This window comes from Nostoc sp. ChiVER01 (genome assembly GCF_034531155.1).
In the GTDB taxonomy this organism is placed as follows: Bacteria; Cyanobacteriota; Cyanobacteriia; order Cyanobacteriales; family Nostocaceae; genus Nostoc.
In genome coordinates this window covers 361,790-382,749 of record NZ_JAVRBS010000003.1, presented here as the reverse complement: position 1 = coordinate 382,749, position 20,960 = coordinate 361,790, and the positions used below count along the sequence as shown (strand labels likewise).

At 39.0% G+C, this 20,960-nt stretch carries 16 protein-coding genes; 9 read left to right on the top strand and 7 right to left on the bottom strand.

The window, feature by feature from the left end; all coding sequences use genetic code 11:
* The first annotated feature begins 722 nt into the window (after positions 1–722).
* The gene (gene sds, locus RMY00_RS06250; RefSeq protein ID WP_322646715.1) at positions 723–1,694 is read left to right on the top strand and encodes a solanesyl diphosphate synthase; all 972 of its coding nucleotides are present in this window, start codon (positions 723–725) and stop codon (positions 1,692–1,694) included.
* 303 nt (positions 1,695–1,997) lie between these two features.
* On the opposite strand, the gene RMY00_RS06245 is transcribed toward sds, so the two are convergent.
* A complete protein-coding gene (locus RMY00_RS06245; RefSeq protein WP_322646803.1) occupies positions 1,998–2,471 on the bottom strand; it encodes a hypothetical protein in 474 nt (157 codons plus the stop codon).
* A gap of 204 nt (positions 2,472–2,675) precedes the next feature.
* Between RMY00_RS06245 and hetZ the strand changes: the two genes are divergently transcribed.
* The 4 genes from hetZ to RMY00_RS06225 all read left to right on the top strand — a co-directional run bounded on the left by hetZ (position 2,676) and on the right by RMY00_RS06225 (position 8,487).
* Positions 2,676–3,881, top strand: a complete 1,206-nt coding sequence (hetZ, locus tag RMY00_RS06240; RefSeq protein ID WP_322646714.1) for a heterocyst differentiation protein HetZ — start codon at positions 2,676–2,678, stop codon at positions 3,879–3,881.
* Positions 3,874–4,845 carry a PatU gene (locus tag RMY00_RS06235; RefSeq protein WP_322646713.1) on the top strand — a complete coding sequence of 324 codons (972 nt, stop codon included), beginning with the start codon at positions 3,874–3,876 and terminating at the stop codon, positions 4,843–4,845. The genes hetZ and RMY00_RS06235 overlap by 8 nt, the downstream gene beginning before the upstream one ends.
* 817 nt (positions 4,846–5,662) lie before the next feature.
* Positions 5,663–7,975 (top strand): transglutaminase TgpA family protein, encoded by a 2,313-nt coding sequence (locus RMY00_RS06230; protein ID WP_416212038.1) that lies wholly within the window; start codon positions 5,663–5,665, stop codon positions 7,973–7,975.
* Between the two features lie 92 nt (positions 7,976–8,067).
* Complete coding sequence (locus tag RMY00_RS06225; RefSeq protein WP_322646712.1) at positions 8,068–8,487, top strand: hypothetical protein; 420 nt, start codon at positions 8,068–8,070, stop codon at positions 8,485–8,487.
* On the opposite strand, the gene RMY00_RS06220 is transcribed toward RMY00_RS06225, so the two are convergent.
* Positions 8,480–11,626 carry an N-6 DNA methylase gene (locus RMY00_RS06220; RefSeq protein ID WP_322646711.1) on the bottom strand — a complete coding sequence of 1,049 codons (3,147 nt, stop codon included), beginning with the start codon at positions 11,624–11,626 and terminating at the stop codon, positions 8,480–8,482. The genes RMY00_RS06225 and RMY00_RS06220 overlap by 8 nt on opposite strands.
* A gap of 231 nt (positions 11,627–11,857) precedes the next feature.
* Here RMY00_RS06220 and RMY00_RS06215 point away from each other — a divergent pair, with 231 nt between their 5' ends.
* Positions 11,858–12,106: a helix-turn-helix transcriptional regulator gene (locus RMY00_RS06215; protein WP_322646710.1), complete on the top strand. Its 249-nt coding sequence runs from the start codon at positions 11,858–11,860 to the stop codon at positions 12,104–12,106.
* 159 nt (positions 12,107–12,265) lie between these two features.
* Here the strand turns inward: RMY00_RS06215 and RMY00_RS06210 are convergent, their stop codons facing one another.
* Positions 12,266–12,946: a uracil-DNA glycosylase gene (locus tag RMY00_RS06210; RefSeq protein WP_322646709.1), complete on the bottom strand. Its 681-nt coding sequence runs from the start codon at positions 12,944–12,946 to the stop codon at positions 12,266–12,268.
* 192 nt (positions 12,947–13,138) lie between these two features.
* Between RMY00_RS06210 and RMY00_RS06205 the strand changes: the two genes are divergently transcribed.
* Both RMY00_RS06205 and RMY00_RS06200 read left to right on the top strand, forming a co-directional pair.
* The gene (locus tag RMY00_RS06205) at positions 13,139–13,837 is read left to right on the top strand and encodes a phosphoribosyltransferase (RefSeq protein ID WP_322646708.1); all 699 of its coding nucleotides are present in this window, start codon (positions 13,139–13,141) and stop codon (positions 13,835–13,837) included.
* A 736-nt stretch (positions 13,838–14,573) separates the two neighbouring features.
* Complete coding sequence (locus RMY00_RS06200; RefSeq protein WP_322646707.1) at positions 14,574–14,900, top strand: STAS domain-containing protein; 327 nt, start codon at positions 14,574–14,576, stop codon at positions 14,898–14,900.
* Here RMY00_RS06200 and RMY00_RS06195 read toward each other — a convergent pair whose 3' ends face one another.
* From RMY00_RS06195 to RMY00_RS06180, 4 genes are all read right to left on the bottom strand, one after another.
* A complete protein-coding gene (locus RMY00_RS06195; protein ID WP_322646706.1) occupies positions 14,901–16,037 on the bottom strand; it encodes a PP2C family protein-serine/threonine phosphatase in 1,137 nt (378 codons plus the stop codon).
* 165 nt (positions 16,038–16,202) lie between these two features.
* Positions 16,203–16,970, bottom strand: coding sequence for a DUF1350 family protein (locus RMY00_RS06190; protein WP_322646705.1), 768 nt, complete (start codon positions 16,968–16,970; stop codon positions 16,203–16,205).
* A gap of 396 nt (positions 16,971–17,366) precedes the next feature.
* On the bottom strand, positions 17,367–18,086 hold the full coding sequence (locus tag RMY00_RS06185; protein WP_322646704.1) for a hypothetical protein: 720 nt from the start codon (positions 18,084–18,086) through the stop codon (positions 17,367–17,369).
* A 586-nt stretch (positions 18,087–18,672) separates the two neighbouring features.
* On the bottom strand, positions 18,673–19,695 hold the full coding sequence (locus RMY00_RS06180) for a hypothetical protein (RefSeq protein WP_322646703.1): 1,023 nt from the start codon (positions 19,693–19,695) through the stop codon (positions 18,673–18,675).
* A 124-nt stretch (positions 19,696–19,819) separates the two neighbouring features.
* Here RMY00_RS06180 and RMY00_RS06175 point away from each other — a divergent pair, with 124 nt between their 5' ends.
* On the top strand, positions 19,820–20,395 hold the full coding sequence (locus RMY00_RS06175) for a Yip1 family protein (RefSeq protein ID WP_322646702.1): 576 nt from the start codon (positions 19,820–19,822) through the stop codon (positions 20,393–20,395).
* Positions 20,396–20,960 lie beyond the last annotated feature (565 nt).

Genomic DNA, 20,960 nt, shown 5'->3' with positions numbered 1-20,960 from the left:
GTCTACTTGATCTGCTTTATTTTTGATCACATTGCTGTGAAAGGAGCAATGCTTGCGCTCAACGTGCGCTGAAGACGTGTAGCGGCTTCCCATAGGGATATCGCATAGCTCCAAACCAGGAGTTTCGCGGCTCGTAGGAAAAATTAAAGGAATTATTTCCTGAATTTTAAACTACGACTAATTATTTTAGACTTACATCACCAAGTCAGTAAAATCAACTACTAGGTGACTTACTTTTGGGGTGTGAATATCTGAAAAATTTAAAATTCCTATATTTTAGCGTAACACAACGACCTTAAATTTTGAGCCTATTCGACTGCTAAATTTCAAATTTTTTGAGTAGCTACACTTCAGTCCTGAATAAACTTAGTCTGATTCGTTGGTGACTAATACAAGTAAAATCCGTTTTGTCAATAAGCAATATTGCTTAATTTATGTTTTGAATTGTAGCGAGAAAGGTGTACCGAGAAACTACTGAATATAATTTAAGCCAATATTTATTCCCATGTACTTATAACTCGTGTATGAAGTTATTGTTAAACCTGAGTTATCAAAAATTAAGCATAATTGCTTATTGACAAACACGTTATTAACCTTAAGTATCACCTATAGACTCATGAAAATGGGATTACCTTATGAAAACTTTGCGCTGGCACAGGGTTATCTTAAAATGAGTGTAGGATATGTAAACTTTCGTAACTTAAGTCAGAGTCCGCCCATCCATGACCCCAGCCACCTCCCTGTTTACCCCTGTGGAAGCAGACCTGCGACTACTAGCAGATAACCTAAAAGAGCTAGTTGGAAATCGCCACCCCATTCTGTTTGCAGCAGCCGAACATTTATTCGGTGCTGGGGGAAAGCGTATCAGACCAGCAATTGTCCTGCTAATATCGCGGGCAACAATGTTAGAACAAGACATTACGCCGCGTCATCGACGCCTAGCTGAGATTACAGAAATGATTCACACAGCTAGCTTGGTACATGACGATGTGGTAGATGAATCAGATGTGAGGCGAGGCGTTCCTACCGTTCATAGTTTGTTCGGTAATCGCATTGCCATATTAGCAGGAGATTTTCTTTTTGCCCAATCGTCCTGGTATTTAGCAAACTTGGACAATTTGGAGGTAGTAAAACTTCTCTCAGAAGTCATTATGGATTTGGCTACTGGTGAGATCCAGCAGGGATTGAATCGTTTTGATGCTAGTATCTCTATTGAAACTTACCTTCAGAAGAGTTATTACAAAACAGCTTCATTAATCGCCAACAGTTCTAAAGCTGCTGGGTTACTCAGTGAAGTTTCGCGAGAAACTGTTGAGCATCTATATAGCTACGGTCGTCATTTTGGTATAGCATTTCAAATCGTTGACGACATTCTAGATTTCACCAGTACAACAGATACCTTGGGTAAACCAGTAGGGTCGGATCTGAAAAGTGGTAATCTGACTGCACCTGTTTTATTTGCTTTAGCCCAAAAACCATCCTTGGAAGTGCTAATTGAGCGAGAGTTTGCTCAAGAGGGAGATTTAGAGCAAGCCCTAGCACTAATTCAAGATAGTCAAGGCATACAGCAGGCGCGAGAGTTAGCTGCTCACCATGCGAAGCTAGCAATTGAACATCTTGCAGTTCTCCCACCTTCAGAATCCCATCAGGCATTGATTAATATAGCTGAGTTCACACTGAGCCGCCTTTATTAAATCATTTACCAGTTAACAGGTACTTTAGGGGACTTTAGACCCCAAGTAAAATCTTCCACCTGTTCTTAGGTGGAGAAATTTTGCTCAATGGTTAGCTAAATTTTGAAAAATGTTCACTGATAACTGTTTGTTAAGCAATTTTAGATTAGGCGAAAAATTAAGCCGATCGCTTGGTTCTTTAAAGAACTAAAAGGTTAGTAACTGGCATTAATTTATTTTCATCAAAAACTTTTTCAAACAAATTTGAGATTTAAAATTTTGGATGTGGGATTGTATCTAAAAAATCCCACATCCAAGTTTTTTCTATGCAATATCAGGGGGTATCTGTTTAGGCGATCGCTGTTGTCGTAAGTGTTTCTGCATGAGTTTTTCTAGTTCAGTTCGTCGAATTTCAACGGTATGAGTGGTCTTACCCGGCGTCTCCAAAAAAACGATACTATCTACGGGTTCCAATGCCACCAATTGGAACAAAATATGGGTGACAGGGATAATTTTAGCTAGCATTTGAGGGTCAAGCCCAGCAGGGGAAATTAGAGAGACATCCTGTATGGTAGGGAAAGCGTAAACAACGCGCTTTTCCAGTCCTGGATTAGTAAGATTGCTCAATGTAGTTAAAACCCAGCTTGATTCTGAATTTTGGAGAATATAGTACTGGGAGTGACGTAATTTTTGAGCGATCGCTCTAAGGGCAGGAGCAATTGCTGCAATCAAATTTGGTGTCATACCATCGCGGGGTGCATTGTCAATCAGCAATTGAATTTGTGCTTCTAAATCCATAATGACTTGTATACGGCTTTTGGGTAATGGCAATAACATCTATCAAAATGTGAACAATCCCATCCAAGTTGGGAATAATAAAATCAGCCACATTCTCAATATAGGATTGGTCTGCGTTTAGCTTATACGTAAAACCGAAAAAGCCAACACCCACAGTCGTACAGGTTGTATTTAAATACTTAGGGTCTTTTGAAAACCGAGACTATGAATTCAGCCGCAACCGCAACTATTCCATCTGCAAATATTCTGGGAGAAAATTCTAAAGGCGTGGAGGTGATCTTTCAACTCCTGTCCAGGGAGTTTCAACAATCAACCAAAGCTTCGGAACAGAATTGCCACGATGTAGCAAGACGTATTACCACCGAAGTCTATCGGATTTGCCAGGAAAGCAAACGTATCCAAGCTTCTGGATCTGTAGAAAGCTCGGCGATGACCCTAGCTCGGCATCGGCTACAACAGTGTCTCAGGTACTATCAGTTGGGTTCAAACCGGGGTAGGGTAGAATTACACAGTACTTTGAGTGCCATTATTTATCGATACATTAATCCGCCTCAGAAGCAATTGAGTTATCAAGGGCGACTGACTATAATTGAAGATTTTTTACAGAGTTTTTATCTGGAGGCATTGAACGCTTTCCGGCGAGAAAATCAACTTGGTGCTACTTATCGCCCTCAGACGCTTCTAGAATTGTCCGAATACATGGCATTTACCGAGCGCTACGGCAAACGACGCATTCCCTTACCAGGCCGTCAGCAGCAGCTAATTATCTTGCGGGCGCAAACTTTTTCTCAACAACAGCCCCCAGAAACCAGCGTAGATATAGAACAAGCCGCAGAAGGCAGCAATAATGAAGGCGATGGTTGTTGGGAAGAACCAGCAGTGCATCAATTACGCTCCACAATGGCAACGCAAGCCGAACCCGAACCTGAAGAAGATACCTTGCGTTCCGTTGTAGTTACAGAATTAATGAATTATCTCGAAGAACGGCAACAATCTGACTGTGCTGATTACTTTTCTCTCCGCCTCCAGGATTTATCAGCACAGGAAATTGAGTCAATTTTAGGTTTAACCCCTCGTCAGAGAGATTACTTACAACAGCGCTTCAAGTACCATTTGATTCGGTTTGCCTTGTTACATCGTTGGGAATTAGTTCACGAGTGGCTGGAAGCTTCTTTACATACCAATTTGGGCTTAACTCCCCAGCAATGGCAAGTATACACAGCACAACTGGACAGTAAGCAACGATCTTTACTAGAGTTGAAGCAGCAAGGACAAGCCGATGAAAAAATCGCAAAAACTTTAGGGCTGTCAATGGCACAACTTCAAAAACGATGGTTTAAGATTCTTGAGCAAGCTTGGGAAATTCGTAACTCATTAGTGTCCGGATCAGGTGCATCTACTCATGAATAGTGACTCAGAATCCTTACAATCTCAGTGTCTCGGTTGGTTATTGACAGATGATGTCAAAAATAACAACCAATCTGTAGAATGTCAGGAAAATGACGGGGTAAAAAACCTCCACAATGAAGCAACTGTTTCAAAAAGCAGTGAGCCAAAATTGGGAGGAACGCCCCAGACCTTTCAATTAGGAGAAATTCCTACTGTGCTAGATCGTTTCCAAGCTGTCCTTAAGCATCGCTTACAAATCCAAGCCCAAGAACACCCACCTTTATTTCCTTGGGAAACACAATTAATCGACTATCCCGATTGTGTAGATGAGCCTTCAATGACGCTCGTTCCTAGCTGGGGGTGGATGGTACAACAGTCGAAGCTGAATCTGCCACGTCCTTTGCCTGAGAGAGTTTTTCAGCAATTGCTAGAAAAATGTCAATCAATGGTGACATCTTCGGTGCCTCTGGGAGCAAAATTAGTTCAAGTGGTGGAGAACTTTTTTCCCAACGAGTCTCAAGCACTAAATGATATTGCGGGATTGGTGCTAAGAAGCACCTATCGGTCTGTAAATACTTTGGATATGCCCAATATTCAGAGCGATTATTCAGATTTACAACCGCGTCAACAAATGGCTTTGTCGTTGCTGGCAGCTAAACAACTGCTGGAAAATCTGACTCTACCACTTTCAGCAGCTAGTCCAGTGGTGGAAAGACAATGGCTAACCACTGTCGGTAATTTGAATATCAAAGTAGAGTATCAGTCTGTAGGTATTACGAAGTTACTTGTTGAGGCTGAGTTACCTGTTAAAGGAACTTTGACACTTCGCACAAATGGAACTTTAGCAATGGCAACATCTTCAACTCCCGGATACTTAAGTGTAGAGTTAGGCTGTGAGCAACTTAACCCAACTTATACTCTGGAAGTTGAGTTTCCAGAAGTAGACGAACAGTCGCTTTTGTTTGTGATCAATCTCACTGTGTAACCTTAATTACCACCGCTAGCACGTAATGTCGAATATCTTAAGGTAACTATTGCCTAGCTGTTGCCTTGGGGCTTTTTTTGTCTTTAGATACTACTAGCAACAGGGTGCTTACTTATACTTAAAGCGTGGTTACAGGTAAGCAGTGGGTGTAAACTTACCCTCCATTCCATAATTGATTTTTGTGGGTAATGGTCAATCTACTAGGTTACTAGCAAAGCCTGGGAAACGAGTCAGTTTTGTTGTGCTGATTTCGCCTTTATTTTACCAAGCCACCAATTTTTCATAACGAATTTATTCGATTGGATTGTTTTTTTATACAAAGTTATGTTCCAATACGGTTCAGTTAAGGCTAAAACTCTTTGTCAAACTCAATTTTTTTAACGTAGACGCTTCTCTACGAGACGCTACGCGAACGGCTTGCCGCAGGCTACCGCCAAGGACGCCAAGGACGCAGAGAGAAGAAAGAAATGCTTAACTGAACTGTATTGAGTTATGTTCGCGCTTGGCGTTACAGTTCGTGGTAACGTCATATCATGTTCGCTTGATTACTTTAAAATCGAAGAACCCCACCCCCAACCCCCTCCCCACTCTTCGAGAGGGGGCTATGATGGGATCTTATGTAGTTAGGAAATGTTATAAAGTCAAACTTTTAACATTTAAAACTCCTGTGAGGAATTTAATTTGTAAAATAGGCACTAAACCTTAACAGATACATCAAAACAGGATAATAAAGCTTCTTCTAACGGGAATACTTTAAATTAGGGGGAACAGTTTCGTCCTCAGCATTGTTTCCGTGGAATTTTCACTTAGACTCGAAATGCTTAACTTATCCAGGATGAATCGATTTTGGCGTGTCTCTGTAGGTAATTTATGGCAGCAAAATCCGCAGCGATCGCCTTTAATAGAAGTAGAAGATTCAATTTCCTTGCGGGTGCTGGTGCTAGCATTGGTTGTTTTGGGAATTGTGGCGACGGATATCGCTGCCGAAACTTCATTTAGCTTTTGGGCGTTACCTCTGAGCGTATTGGGTGCGATTTGGAGTTACTATCGTCGCCGCGATCGCAATGTTGCAGTTAAGTTTTGTATCGCCATCGGAATGTTAGTGGCATTGGGTGCTTTCTTTGGGCGATTAGTGGGAGAGTTGAATGATACACGGTTGGGTTTGGCAGAGTTATTAATTCAACTCCAGGTGTTACATAGCTTTGATACACCCCGCCGGAAAAATTTGGGCTATTCGATTGTTATAGGACTGATTTTATTGGGTGTGGCGGCAACGTTAAGTCAGACTTTAGCATTTGCACCTGTGTTGCTGTTATTTTTAGCGATCGCTCTCCCAACTTTAGTATTAGATTATCGCTCACGCTTGGGTTTACAGCCATTAAAAACTCAAAATGAAAAATTCAATCAGAAGAATTCTTCAACTCTTAATTTTAAATTTTTAATTCTGAATTTCTTCCTAATTGTCGGTCTGGGACTGGCAATTTTTGCTGTTTTACCCAGATTTCCTGGCTATCAGTTACGGAACTTTCCTGTAAGTTCTGCGATTCCAATAAAAGGTAATTTCACGGGACGCAGTATTATTAATCCCGGTTATGTCCGCGAAGGTAAAGGTGATAATCAAGGCAGTGGTACGGGACAAAATCAAAATGGTCAACCAGGTAAAGTAGATAATAACTTTTATTACGGTTTTAATAGCCAAATTAACCAAAACCTGCGGGGCGAGATGAAACCGAAAATTGTGATGCGGGTGCGATCGCAAGCTGAGGGTTTTTGGCGAGTTCTAGGATTTGACCGTTATACGGGTAAGGGCTGGGAAGTTTCCCGTAATGAAGATGTTACAACTATCAAGCGATCGCCTTGGTCTTACCAAATCTTCCTGAATCGACCTTTGATTACTGGTAAAACCCAAGAGATAGTACAAACTTATACAGTGGTTGCGGATTTGCCTAACCTAATTCCGGCGATGGCTTATCCCAAAGAGATTTACTTTCCCACACCAATGATCGCTGTTGATAAGGAAGACGGATTGCGATCGCCTGTAGAATTATCAGAAGGACTCACTTACACAGTAGTTTCTGAAGTACCATACCGCGATCGTACTCAATTAGGTGAAGCTTCTACTAAATATCCACAAGATATTCAACAGCATTATCTGCAAATTCCTCCCGAAATTACCGAAAAAGTCCGGCAACGTACCGAAGAAATTCTTGCTAACTACAATCAAGAACGAGTTGCAAAGTCTATTAAAAGTCTAGATTCAGCCTATGAAAAAGCTCTTTACTTAGCTCAATATTTAAAACAACGTTACTCTCTTCCCCAAAATCCCTTAGATTTACCTTATTTGGGAGAAAAAGATGACTTAGTAGAAGCTTTTTTATTCAAATATAAAGGCGGTTATCCAGACCACTTCTCAACAGTTCTGACGGTAATGTTGCGTTCCATTGGTATCCCAGCCCGGTTGGTAGCAGGGTTTAGTGCAGGAGAATTTAATCCATTTACAGGACTATATGTTGTCCGTAATACTGATGCTTATGCGATGACGGAAGTATATTTTCCTAAATATGGGTGGTTTGCCTTTGACCCGATTCCCAATCATCCCCTTATACCTCCATCAGTGGAAGATACTCAGACTTTTAGTGTCTTGCGTCAATTGTGGCATTGGGTTGCTGGATGGCTGCCTTCTCCAGTAACAGGTTTGTTGAATAATGTATTTGAGACAATATTTAAGTGGGTGATTAGAGCGATCGCTTGGTTTTTAGCTTTATTCTCTCAAGGTTGGTTTGGTGTATTAACTGGCTTAATCTTGGCAACTACAGCAGCTTTCTTTGGTTGGCTGGGTTGGGGTCAGTGGCGAGAGTGGCGTAATCGTCGATGGTTAAAGAAATTGCCAGCAATGGAGAGCCTTTATCAACAAATGTTGCAATGGACAACCCAAAAAGGTTTAGGTAAGCATCCAGCACAAACACCTTTAGAGTATGCCAAAGGATCATACCAGCATCATGCTCCAGCAACTGCTGAGGTAATAAATGAGATTAGCCAAGCCTATGTTAGTTGGCGTTATGGTGGTCATAGTCATAATTTGAAGCGATTGCGAGAAAGATGGCAAGGTATTAAAAAGGCTGGTAAGTAATTTAAATCCTAGCAGAGCGCAAAATTTTCAGGTTATCTCTTTTAAGAGAATATCCACTTATTTAGACAGACCTAATTAGACAAATAATTTAGATGCCAAAGAAAAAGTTTGAAGATATTCCCTTTCCTCCTTTAGTCAGCATGGATACGGATACTCCAGTTTCTGTAGACCAAGTTTCAAACATTTTGAGGGAGCGGCAGAGGGGAGCTAGTATCTGCCTTCGTAGTACACAGGGACACACTAATCGAGGCGGGTACTTCTTTCATGTCCTACCAACAGACAGCGATTTAAACAAATGCGAGTTATACAACTTTGAGAAAACGTTAGTTGCTACATTACGTGTAGAACAGATAACCCTCTTCATAAATCATTGTTCAGGCTTGGAGTTCAACGAGTGGGTATTTCAATTCTGTCAATCAGTTGTTAATTTCCGGCTTGACCCAGCTGAACCTGAATCATCTGAACTTGACTCTACTGAGTCAGATCCTACGGAGTTTGATTCGGTTAAATAAGCCGCTTTGGTTTTTTTCCTGTTCGCTTCAATGTCAATTTTCCTTTTTTATACTCAAATTCTCTCCAAGCATATTTATCTGTAAGTAAGTAAACTTTGCTGACTGTTAGCTGGCTGAGAACTAAATCTTGTTTTTTCTGTGTTGAAACAGCAGAGCTTAATAAGAAGCAAACCTCACCTGACTGCCAACCAACTCGCTGATTCTCGTAAAGGACGGCAACAACCTCAGTAGATCCAGAAAGCCCAGGTAAAAATAAATGAGCCAAAGTATCTAAACCTGCTTTAATCACTCCATTTTTAAAGGCAAGATAGTCTGCAATAGTGCGGTGAACTAGATCCGACTCAGGTGGTTCATATTTAAAGCCCTCTTGCCATATCCGTAGAAGCTTACCATAATTGCCCTCCTCCTCGTTGTATGTGCTGTTTTTGCAATTGACAGCATATCTAAGGTCAAAGCCTTGCAATCCATTACCCAAATCATTAGGGGGACAATTGAGCCAGTACCAGTCGCGCAGTAAAGCAAGTGAAGATGCATGGAAAGCATACGCATGATGAATGAAGGGCGCTCGATCCCAGGTGACATCTTCAGGGTCATACCTCCAGTCCCAAGCAAAAACAATCACAAAGTCGGTTAGAGGATGAATGTCTTTTCTTAAAGTATCAAAGTTAGCAGACTTTTCTTCAGCAATGGTTTGAAGGCATTTAACCTCAACCCGAAGACCGCGAGAGCCTGAAGATGTACGAACTTCTAAATCAGGGAAACGGTTAGCAACAACGTAACTCCAAAAAATATCTTCAATCTGGTGATCTTCAAGAATGCGAGTTGCCAAACGCGCTAATTCATATTCGATGATTAGACTCACGCGATTGCGTACATCAGTAAGGTTTCTCTCATTTTCTGGAATTTTCTCGCCAGCATATATCCCAAGCCTACGCCTAACATCAGTTTCATTCAGCCTTTTAAGAACTTCTGGCAGGAAGAAGTCAGTTAACCAAGACAATGTATCTAAAGAGTTGGACTCCCCCCTTAGAAAGGTTCTCAGGCTTTCAGCAGTAAGTGCCATTTCTTTATTTTCAATGGACATAAAAGATGTTGTCTTTGGGCTTCCAATAAAAGAACAAACCAGTTCTTGTACTGACGATGTGAGGATTAATTGAGAGCGGTCTAAAAAGCTTCCAATATCCGATTTGAGGTTCTCTACTTTTTGGTGCTGACTCAAATACTGACGGCGAATTTCCTCTTGAACATCTTTAGGTGGAAGCGGAATCATTACTTGCAACAATTCTTTTGAGTTAATTCTTGGACGGCCAATACCTGCTACCAAATGCATAATTTGCCCATAAACAAAGTCTGACCTAAGTAAAACGCTTAGTATAATAGGGTCAATTAGATATGTGCCATTAGATGCTTTCTTGACAGCAAAAACTGAGCATTCCGACGAGACAAAACCTGGTTCTACAAAGTTCATTAATGCAACCTTTCGCAGGTTAGGACGCATTTTTGCAAAAACAATATCACCAGGTTGATACATCTTGACTGAGCTTTTCAATGAGTCAGATGGAGTTGGAACTTGTTCAAATTGTCCAGTATTTGATTCAATATTTGCCAACCCTGTATATCGAATAATTGCGCCAGAGAGTTCTTTGCATGGAGAGATAGAGACATTCCTTTCTGTACAAATATCGGCTAAACGTTTTAATGGATAAATACAAGTAGCAATTAATTGTTGGCTTTTTTTTCTAGATGGGTGATGATACTGAAAATCTATTCGATATCCATTTGTCCCTTTGTCAAAATTAGAATAAACATCAGCAGCATAGATGTTTTCTGATTCATTAACTCGACCTTCTTTAAGGTATTTATGCCAAGCATTTAATATAGAGGGAAGATCGCTATTAAGATAATTTTTTCCATCCTCGTCGTAACGAATGTCTTCATCCCCACTTGTTTTACGTCCAACTTTATCTGCTCTAGCAAAAAATACTGAAAGATCCCTATTCTCAGCAGATATTTTTTTAGACATTATCAAAATGGAGGCATTCACGGTGGCATACGGCATGAATGCAGTTTCAGGCAGACTGATAACAGCTTTTAGATCAAAGTTTTTGATAATAAACTGTCTTACATCAGTTGCGTGAGACAAATTTAAAACACCTTCGTCAAGAATTATAGCAAGTATACCGTTTTTACGTAAAAGAGCATGGCAACGTTCAATAAAGAGAATTCCACGCCGACGAGATGATTTGCCTAATCCTAATTCAAATGTTTCTAAAACATCAGACTCAGTAAAATCACTACCAAATGGTGGGTTAGTGATTATCGCATCGAAACATGAAAAGAATTGATTGGCTTGATTACCAAGAGTCCCCCCAGCAGGAAGAAACACTGTACGAATGTTTTGTGCTCCATGAAGAAGCATATTAATTCCCGAAACCCAAGAGAGTCGCTCGTCAATCTCAATACTTGTAAGGGATGAATAATTTATTTGATGCCTTGCAATGCTAGAGAGAAATCCACCCGTCCCAGATGCTGGATCACATATATCACCTTTAAGATAAGGCTGACAAGCGGAAATAATAAAATCAACAATATGAGGCGGTGTGAAAAATTGTTGATGATCGCCTTTGTCAAAAGTATTACGAACAATTTCTTCGTAAGCTAATCCTTTCACATCAAATTGTGTAGATGTGAAATTGAACGATTGAAGGGCTAAGACACATTTCATGATTGCACTATCAGAGCAATCAAGCTCACTAAACCGTTTTGGAATAAGGTTGCTGTGCTGGTGTGAAAGATGCTGATAGTATTTTCGGACGACGTAGGGATTTATAGGAAGATCAGAGGAGGAAAAGGGTGTAGATGCTCCACTGTTGTAAGTTTTATCAGATACAATCTTAGCGAAGACCAGTTTCGTGATTTCGTCAAAGCGGCTGATGATGTTGCTCTGGCTATCATTGTCACGGAAAATGTCATGAAGCCGAGATACCAGTAGGCGAATACTTCTTAAGTCGAACACATCTGACGACATGAAACCTGTCTTCTCTGAAAATAGCTTCAGCTGTTGTTGAAGTTCCTTGAGCGAGGCAGTTTCAACAGAGTTAACATCGTGCAGAGCTTTGTTCGACAAGAATTTAGACATGGCAAAACATTATAAAACCTTATTATGGGTTGAAATTCTCGAAACTATTAACAAGCTATTTAGAGTAATTGCTGGGATAGAAGTAGATCAAAACTCTGAAGATTACCTTACAGGTTTTTATCATATTTTGTCGCAATCCTAAATTTACAACTATTATTGTCCACAGTCTGTAGACAATTGTCAATTATCTGGAGACAACTTACACTAAAATCATGATTTGAAGTTAAGTCCATGACAGTAGTGCAAGTTAAGCGAGTAGTGGAAGTGGTGCAGGACTTCCCAGATATTGGAAAGCGGATAAAACAGGCAAGAGAGAGAGATGAACGATCTCTCTCACAAATTTGCCGAGAGGCTGGCATTAGTCGCGCCTATTGGTATCAATTAGAGGCTGAAAACTTGAGAGCGCCTGCAACAGAAGGAATCATCCATAAGATTGAAGCAGTTCTAAATGTTGACTTAGGAGTGAAATTTCAAGAATAGTTGAAGATGCAAATCCTTCCGTTGTTGGCTGTTAAAAGCAATCGAAAGAGAATATTGCTTAATTGGAGCGAAACTCTAGAAATGCGCTCACTGCCACTTCAATTAAAACAGGCGATCGCAATTAGTGAAATACAATATAATTTTTAAGAATTTACGAATTTAGCTATTATTTTGAATTTCATCTAACTTGGCACGCACTGCCTGGATATCCTGCCACATCAACCATTTAGGCCCACCTCTTTCTTTAGAAGGGTTACGCAGCAAGTAGGAAGGATGAAAAATTGGCATACATAAACGTCCTTCCCACTCCAGCCACTGTCCGCGAATTTTTGTAATTCCCCGCTTATCGCCTGTGATGCCTTTGACAGCAGTTGCACCTGTTAACAGGATTATTTTGGGGTCAACTAAACGAATTTGTTCTAGTAAATAGGGTAAACAAGCTGCCACTTCTGTTGGTGTAGGAACTCTATTATCTGGTGGGCGACATTTGTTGATATTAGCTATATATACATCTTGTTCAGTAGTCAGATGCACAGATGCGAGAATTTTCTCTAGCAACTGTCCCGATCTACCTACAAATGGTAAACCGGTTTCATCTTCATTTTGACCAGGTGCTTCCCCTATAACCATAATTGGTGCTTTGAGATTACCGCGTCCGACGACAGCATGAGTCCGAGTGTCTCCCAATGGACAACGGTGGCAGCTATTGCAATGCTGTGCCAACTCCGTCATGTCAGGATAAGTTCCGGGAGCGATCGCAATTTTAGCGTCTGTAGGAATCAGTTCTCGTTGGTTAAGGGTTGAGTCGTCGAAGAGGCTGAGTTGGGTTTCGCTGCTCATGAAAATTAGGATTTTGACATCAGCACCATCTGTCTTATCTGAGTTAAATACTGCTCTAGTTGGAGATTTATCAGAATCAATAGACTTTGGCTGAATACTTAGTTATTTATACAAATCTTATTGTATCAGTTAATTTGAGACAAAATTCAGTCATCATAAAAGCAGTACCGTCCTGATATGCTGGGGGAAACCATGTTACATACCCCGCTTTTTGCCGATCGCACCCATGCGGGTGAGGAATTGGCGCGAGTTATTCATGATGTTTTGACTCAGCAAACTATTGATTCTGGGGTAAAGCCTATACCAATTGTTTATGCTTTGCCAAGAGGGGGTATACCAGTAGCAGCACCAATAGCACGTCTTTTGGATTGTCCGTTGACAATTGTTGTGGCGAAAAAGATTAGCCATCCAGAAAACCCAGAGTTAGCAATTGGTGCAGTGACTACTTTTGGAAATGTTCTTTGGGCTGATCAAAAGCTATCTCGCTTTAAGAATGATGCGCGGTGGCGAGAAGTAGCTTTAAATAAAGCGATAAACCTTGCTAAGTCTCTTGAGGCTTTATTAATTCCTGCTTGTCCGCAGGTGAATGTAGAGAATGCGACGCTGATCTTAGTTGATGATGGCATTGCTACAGGTATGACAATAGCAGTAGCGGCAACTGCTCTCAAAACGCTTTCTCCAGCAGCAGTTTGGCTATGTACTCCAGTAGCACCACAAACATTGCTACCCTGGTTAGAACAGTGGGGCGATCGCACCATTGTCTTGCAAACACCAGAACCCTTTTGGAGTGTAAGTAATTTTTACACCGAATTTCCCCAAGTAGATACATTAGAAGCTCTTGCGTATCTCCAACAACAAAAGACAATGGAAGAAATTGACCTATGCGAGTAATTTTATATTATTAATTCTAATTATCTGAAAAAGCAGAGGGCGGGAGGCAGGAGGCTTTTATTTTTTCTTTTATTCAGAATACTCGGAAAGTGACAAAAGCTGTTTACGGACGCGCTCGCTTCCGTTATGAATGGAGGAAACAAGTAAAACCCTTTTCCCTTCTGCCTTCTGCCTCCTACCTTGTTTTTTAGGAAAGGGATAAAACCAACTTTTTTTGCTAAAGTTTCTTAATCTAGACAGGAATTATTGCAATTATGTAAGTAATCGGACATAAATAAATGTAAATGCTAATTACTATTATACAAAGTTGTACATTAATTCCCTCAGACTAGAAGTCTGGGTTATATAAACAAAGCCTACCTTTGCAGGCTATTTTGATAATGTTTCTTGAACAAATTTCAGTTTTGCAAAAATTTTTAGCAAATTATCCGAAAATCTGGAATTTTTACTTGTAGTTGAATATTAAGCTCTCAATAGAATATGTATATCCATTATTCTTAGTTAGTGATTTGTTAGTAAGTAGTCATGTAGTACTTAGTTAAATAAAAATTATTTCTGGATTAATAATAAGATAAAAATATTTATGGTTTATCCTTACTTATTCTTCTGGTATCACTTATCAATAAATATTCAGCAGCAAATTATGATTTTTACTTGTAAGCATTTTTAATTTTCTATGATGGGTATATAATAACAAAATCAAAGCATCATATACACAAATCAGCATGACATAATTATGATAGAACAAGTGAAAATCATTAAACTCGCTGGAAACTTAAACGCCACAACTTCACAAGATTTTCGACAAAATATTACTGAAAGTTTAAAATTAGGTACAAAAATTGTGTTAGTTGATTTTCAAGATGTAACATTTATGGATAGTTCTGGTTTAGGAGCTTTAGTATTAGCTTTTAAAAGCTTGCGGGCAGCAGATAGTAAGCTTGTTCTATGCTCAGTTAATGAGCAAGTTAGGATTTTATTTGAATTGACTAATATGGATAAAGTATTTGAAATATTTCCTAGTCAAGACGCATTTAATCAGGTTTTAGTTCCAAAAACTTAATTAATCAAACTTAATTTGCAAAATAGATAAATCATCATCAAAAGCATCTTTGGAGTTCAGAGCGATTAAATAACTCAGTACGTGGTCGAGTTGGCAATCAACCGGATTTTGTAAGCTAACTAGTAGCTGAATAAAAGCATCCAAACTCCAAAGTGTGCCATCTGGTTTAGTGATTTCATAAGCACCATCACTAAAAATGTAAAGAGTACTGAATTTTTCAATATTACAAAATCCATCAATATATTTTGCTTCTGGAAACATTCCAACGGGCATACCAGGGGTTTTCAAGAGTTGAACTTCAGACTTTCTTGGAGATGTGCCACTTACTAAAATAGCTGGTGGATGACCTGCACTAGCATAAATTAACTGACCGTTGGTTCGGTTGTAAACTCCATACCAAATTGTAAAGTATTTGTCATTTTGATAATTCATCTGAAAGGTATCGTTCAAAGCCTTCAACACATCACTAGGCTGATAATAATTTAGGCTTTTGAGCGCACGGGAACGCAGCAGATTCAGCACTGAAACAGAGGGAAGAGTAGCTTTGAGTCCATGTCCGGCAGTATCAAGTAAGTAAATTGCCAAATAATCATCATCGAGCCAATAGTAATCGAAACAGTCACCGCCAAGTTGGCGCGAAGGAATGAATCGAAAATTTATATTGAAGGGTTCAGTCATGGGAAAAGGCAGTAGCGATCGCACATATTCTGCGGCTTCTGACATTTCTGATTCTAAAAGCAACTTTTGAGCCTGCAAATCTCTACTCAACTGATGCAGACGTAATCCCGCTCTTACCCGTGCTTGTAATTCATTATGCTCGATAGGTTTAGAAATAAAATCATCAGCGCCAGCATCTAGACCTTTGACGCAATCGGCAACCGAATCTAAAGATGTTAATAAAATAAAAAATGTAGTGAAAAATTTAGGATCTTTCTTAATGTGCTGGCAGACTTCCAGACCAGTTAACCCCGGCATAATCCAATCACAAATGATTAGTGCTGGATGATAAACCAAGGCCTTTTCTATTCCTTCTTCACCGCTACTAGCAGTAACTATCTGATAACCCTGCTTTTCCAGCATCCTTTTCAGAAGTATTCTTATTGAATAATCATCATCAATTATTAATATTTGAAACATAAAAGATTTTATTAGACATCTAATTAATAAATTATTACTATTGCTCTAAAAATAGAAAATAAAAATAGTTTATCGGTTAAAGAGTTAGTAGTATATGTATGTTAATACTACTAACTTTTTTCTATTTTTCTGTCGGATTCATGATTTTTCAATAGTCATAAAACATTATGGGGGTGCAAGAGGGTTCACCCACAAGAGGATAGTATTTTTTAGCTGGTTTAAGTCGCGGTATGCTTCTTGTTTGAACCATTGCCCTAAGGCATCAAAGGGGGTAAAAGATGTTCCAGTTTGCCATTTAATGTCTTGACCTAGAGGTGTTGTATGAGTTCCTGGTAACGTTTGTATTGTCACCATTTGATCAAAGCGTTCTTGTAAGATTTTGGTTAAAGCCGCGGATTGATCAATTGTGTCATTGCTAAATTTTATTAATAAATTGCGCCTAATGTCATAACGCTCTTGGACAAGCTGGTTAGTTTCCAATGGTGAGGGTGTAAACTCAATCGCAAAAGTAGAATTGAACTGTTCTACTAAGGGGATAGCTTCTTTAGCGGCGTAGTTGTTGAAGGATATTAAAATATTGCCTGCGCGTTCTACTTTAAAGAGACTACCAATCAGCAAGTGAAGTTTACAGCCCATACTGTGCCCCATGCCATAGATGGGGTAGTAAAGCTTGCGTAATGCCCCAGAATCGTGTAAGCGTTCGAGGGTGCGGTCAAAGTTTAGCAGCACAGATTTTGCGATCGCAGTATGATCCAAAGTATTGACGAAAGGTGTAGCAATTACAACATAACCTTTACTTGCCAATTGTTCGAGTAACCAGCGATAAGTGATGTGGGGTGCAGTGGCGACAAATGCACCTCCTAAAAAATGGATGATACCTATAGGATTTCGGGGAATGATTACCCAGTTGCCTCTGACTTCTTTCCAGTCCATGCGGATAAGCGATCGCTTACTTGATATTCTTTATGTTAGACCGGCGATCGCAACTGTGGGAAAGATTATCCAAAAAGCCACTGAGTGTAGTGAGTAGGCTTGAAGTCAAGACTTTCGCAAATGTTAAGAAAGATCCGAGGCTTACCAGGGAAGGGGGAGAATTCAAAGCCTCTCTCTTTGCAGAATAAAGGAATAGAAGTGAAGTTTTCCAGATCCTGTGAAAAGTCAGATTATTTCTTGTATTACACATCTCGAAATCAATATTTTTGCTTTTAGGCATAAATAAATTTATTTGCTCTGAAGCCTTTATAGCAGGTTGATTTAAATATCTTTCCCCCAACAAGAACTTCACCGTGTTCCTCTGTCTATAAAGGCCATTACGAATTACAAATTATCTTAGCGTTGAGTCTGTAATCTTTTCATTTCGTGTTGTACATCTAATGCAATCTGTAAGGCTTCATTGAGTAATCTTCCATGTTCAGTAGCCTGTTCGTTTACTTGCATGGCTGTTAAAGTTGCTAAATTGTTGACGAATAGCTCTGTATTACTAAGGATAAAACTTTTATTTTCTCTCAAAATTTTTTCTGTCTTCAAAGCACGAACTAAATCTGATTTAGTGAGTTTTAGCGCTTCAATAACGCTCTCTCTTTCCTTTATAAGCACTTCTGGATTACCAGCTTCTTCTATTTGATCATTGATATCTATTGCTCTAATAACAGTGTTATATCTTTCAACATCATTTAACAAAATTTGCAAAGAATTTGTCATGTTAAATTTGACAATTTTATTTTTACTTTTCCAAATTAAATATAATATGCTTTGGGTAAAACCGCCAATCCAAAGACCTAAGATAATTAATAATATCCAAGATGGAATTGTTATCCATGCTACAAATACTTTTATAAAAATATCAAATAAAAGATAAGCAAAAACAAATGTAGCAAACCCAATAAAAATTACAGTTGCTCCTTCCGAGCTTTGAATTTTTTGAATGTATGTTTTTACTAATTGTTTCAGAGGTTTTGTAATGATTAAAAGTTGATCGTTAACAGGTAAATTAGTCAGCTTTTGTAGTTCATGCTGACTAATTTCCAAACCCTGCAAATCATCCCTCACAGCTTTTTAATCCTTGCCATAATAGTTATTTAATCTAATATAGCAATCAAATTTCTGGAATGTTGGCATTTTGTCTAAACTTTTTCAAGTAAGTTAATAATTTTTTGTACAATCTGATACTTTTTTACCAAGATGGCTATTTTTACTATAGAAATCATATTTGATTTCTAAAAATTATCGTAAACGCATAGCGGCTTACCGCAGGCAGGCTATCGCCTTCTGGTGCGTCGGCTTCCATTAACGCACAGCATCTCACAGAGAAATCGCAAAGAGCGTCAAGAAGGGAAACATAAAAGTTCATAAATAATTTAGGACTGCTATAGCAATCCTAAACCGTTTGTAATAATAAATTAATCGCAGAGGTGCAAAGAACGCAGAGAGAGGAATCGGTAAATTTCATGACTTATTTATGATTGCTATAGGACTAATGTTTGATTTCTGAAAAAGCTCGGTACAAATTAAAAGTCTAATTCCCTATTCCCTACTCCCTACTCCCCACTCCTCGCCCACGGAGATAATTTCAAAAATCAAATACGATTCCTAAATATATAAGAGTAACAGGCTGTATCTTGTACCATCAAGACTGTTACCGTTGCTTTTGATTAGACCAAATTGGTAGTTGATTAACTTTTTTGAGTGTTAATTCTACATAAGTTGTTTGGCTTTGTCCGATTGTTGTTGTACCAAAATAGCCTTGAGAACCGCTATGAGCATGAGGGCCTGTTTTCACAACTGTATAACGTTCTTGACGACGAGCTTTATTGAAAGGTGAACCTACTGTGATTGGCCAGCGTGAAGCAAATACAATCTGGCTAATATCTTCAATCCAATCTCGGCGACCTACAAGTTGGTATACATGCTCAACTGCATCAAAGCCGTTTTCACCATCAAAATCACCACCTATTGAGACAACAATTAATTCAGCATTTAGCCACTGATCGAGATAATTAACCGCACCAAGAGCAACTTGCACTCCACCACTGGTTCCAATTAAAATCAGTTTGAGTCTTTGTTTTGGATATTTGGGTAAAGGATATACAGCATTCATACGATTAACGATCGCATTCGCAATTCCCAAGTTATAAATATGTCCATAACGGTCATCGGCAGAAATAGCAAACCGCCAGAGATTACGAATTTTAATTAAAATATCTGTATTAGAGAACCAACCATCTGCTTTTTCGGCTGCACTCCACAGAGGTGCTAACAACCGTCGCCCTCCTAAACTTTCGTTGGCCGCGGAGTAAGGAAAAACATCCCGCACTGTTACACAATTAGGATGAATTCGCTCTAATTCATTTAGAAAAAATTCTTCACCTTGAGTTAATTGATTGGCAGAGAAATCTCCCACTCCTGGTAAAAAAACTATATAGCAATCAATATTTTGATTTTGCGATTTTTCAAGTTTAGATGAAAGGTTATCTCTGGGCGACTTTCTTATTAAACTTTTCTTAATACCCAAGTTTTCAGAACTTTGACTCAACCACCATACCAAAGTCCCAACAGGGGCAATAGTTCCCCAAGCAAGAAGTATTAATCCTGCTAAAACTAACAGTTTTAATGTTCCACTTTGCAAGCATAGTAGTAATTGTCCGCCAATCTTACGCATTTGATATTATTGTTTTATAGAGGTTGTAGGTTAAGTAATGTTAATATTTAGATTTCGATTTTTGATTGCTTGTTTTATAAAATTTTGTTTTGTATAATTTTTCATCTTTCATTATTTAGAACAAATGAACACTAATAATATCAAATCAAAATCAAATTTGTGTCAAACACTTTGGTATGCTCTAGCTTTGAATGGCAACTTCTATGAAAATGCCCGCAATACACAGAAAAATCGTAAATTAGCCCTAAGTATTGTAATTTTGGGTGCTGTTTCTCATACCATAGGGAGTGGTGTAATATTATTAATAAATCGAGCTACGGTTTTTGTATTTTTGATAAGTCTTTTAATTAATGCGATCGCTATTATCATAGGATACTATTTTTGGACATACACAATTTGGAAAATTGGGCAATGGCTCAAACCCATAGATCCTACTTACAATGACTTACTTATTCCAATAGGCTTTGCCTATGCACCACAAGTACTAAATTTTTTAACTCTCATTCCCTTATTAGGACGACCAATTGAGTTAATTTTAGCGGTGTGGAGTTTGTTGGCGGTAATTGTCGCAGTACGCCAAGGATTAGATATTACGACTCGACGAGCAGCATTTATCTGTTTAATAGGCTGGCCTTTAATTCAAATTGCGATCGGTTTTGTACAAGTTTTGGAGCAAGACGTAGTAAAATGGACAAACTAAATGTGTGAGGCTAAATTAGAAAAGCTTGCTTGAGCATTCTAGACAATTAATAGATGGAACCCATAAATCAAGTCTGCTTGTTCAATACTTTGCATGAACTGTGGTATTGAGCAGGATAGAGACATAAAAATGCGGCTAAGGATATAAAAATGGTCGAGATAAGGCATTACCACGACCTTAAACGGGCGTAGAGAGACAGTAATACCAATTCTCCAAAATGAAGCAACAGATGTAAATCAGGAAAGTCTTGTTGCATCTAGGTTTCTTAATTGCGAATTGCGAATTGCGAATTGCGAATTGGTATAACGCCCTTCCCGATGCTCTAAGGGAGAAAATTCAAAGTCTCTCTCCTTAAAGGAAGACAGAAATAGAAGTGAGGTTTTCCAGACACCGTGAAAAGTCAGGTTTCGCTGCGGATTCATTCCGGTGACTATATCAAAAATTCTTTCTGTCCTCTGCCTTTGCTGTTAATCCAATGCTCAAAAACAAGATCCCCCTAGTCGTGTTTTTCATCGAGCTAGGGGGATCACATATGTGGTAGTCTATAAGAGATTCGGTATAGTTC